This is a genomic window from uncultured Kluyvera sp. (assembly GCF_902485085.1).
GTDB classification, from domain to species: domain Bacteria; phylum Pseudomonadota; class Gammaproteobacteria; order Enterobacterales; family Enterobacteriaceae; genus Kluyvera; species Kluyvera ascorbata.
Window position 1 is genome coordinate 1 of record NZ_CABTJS010000147.1, and the last position, 1,390, is coordinate 1,390.

General features: G+C 53.8%; 2 protein-coding genes. Both read left to right on the plus strand.

All coding sequences use genetic code 11. The features are described from left to right. Positions 1 to 264: alpha/beta hydrolase (locus tag RDN66_RS18375; protein WP_308538098.1), on the plus strand; the 264-nt coding region annotated here is incomplete at its 5' end. A 25-nt stretch (positions 265 to 289) separates the two neighbouring features. Next, positions 290 to 1,276: an aldo/keto reductase gene (locus RDN66_RS18380; protein ID WP_202215948.1), complete on the plus strand. Its 987-nt coding sequence runs from the start codon at positions 290 to 292 to the stop codon at positions 1,274 to 1,276. Positions 1,277 to 1,390 lie beyond the last annotated feature (114 nt).

The window sequence follows — 1,390 nt, forward strand, 5'->3', positions numbered from 1 at the left end:
ACGAAACCGATGCTGAGCAGTATTGGCAAGTTTATGAACTTCTATCCGTTCAACGATATTGAAACCATCTCGCCGCGCCCGATGCTGTTTATTACCGGCGATCAGGCTCACTCAAAAGAATTCAGCGAGGACGCTTTCAAACGCGCCGGTCAGCCTAAAGAACTGTATGTCGTACCGGACGCAGGGCATGTCGATCTGTATGACCGTACCGACGTCATCCCTTTTGACAAGCTGAAAGACTTTTTCCGTAAAAATCTGCAATAACACGTTCAGTTAAGGAGCATTTGACATGAACTACAAACATCTGGGGCGTACCGGTCTGCGGGTGAGCCGCATCGGTCTCGGTACCATGAATTTCGGTGAGCTGACGGATGAGTCGGCCTGCTTCAGGATCATGGATGAAGCCGTGGATGCAGGTATCAACTTTTTCGATACCGCTGACGTCTATGGCGGGCCGCAGTCACCGGATATGGCAAAGGGTTACGGAACATCCGAAGAAATCATCGGTAACTGGCTGGCGCGTAGTGGTCAGCGTGACCGGATAGTGCTGGCCACGAAAGTTTACCAGCCGATGGACACGGGGCCGAACGACAAATACCTGTCTGCCTACCATATCCGCCGGGCCTGTGAGGCCAGCCTGAAAAGGCTGAAAACGGACCATATCGATCTCTATCAGATGCACCATATCGACCGGAACACGCCCTGGGAGGAGATCTGGCAGGCCATGGAACAGCTGATCCGTGAGGGTAAAATCAGCTACGTTGGCAGCAGTAACTTTGCTGGCTGGGATATTGCCACTGCACAGTGCAAGGCTGACGCGCGCAACCTGCTGGGGCTGGCATCGGAACAGAGCCTGTACAATCTGACCCAGCGCACGATTGAGCTAGAAATCATTCCGGCGCTGCGTCATTACGGCATTGGCCTGATCCCCTGGAGCCCGGTCGGGATGGGGATGCTGGGCGGTGTTCTGAAGAAAATTGCCGGTGGCCGCCGGGCATCACCGCAGTTGCAGGCACAAATCAACCGCCTGCGGCCACAACTGGAGGCCTGGGAAACACTGTGTGATGAGCTGGGGGAAACACCATCAGACGTCGCGCTGGCCTGGCTACTGCAGAACCCGGTGGTTAGCACCGTGCTCAGTGGTCCGCGTACAGTTGAACAGCTCCGTCAGAATCTCAATGCCCTGACGCTGTCTCTTTCAGACGATACGCTCAAAAGGCTGGATACCATCTGGCCGGGGCCAGGCGGAGAGGCACCTGAAGCTTACGCGTGGTAAAAGGTTATCAGTGTTAACAATTACCGGCCTTCGGGTCGGTAATTACATTATTTCGGCGAAATTTATTTATTACCTGAAGATGTTGTACTTTTCATCAATTCTTGGATGTCCGCT

What these genes read in the sequence shown, in the direction of transcription:
- RDN66_RS18380 (WP_202215948.1), top strand. Translation starts at nt 290, where the DNA reads ATGAACTACAAACATCTGGGGCGTACCGGTCTGCGGGTGAGCCGCATC.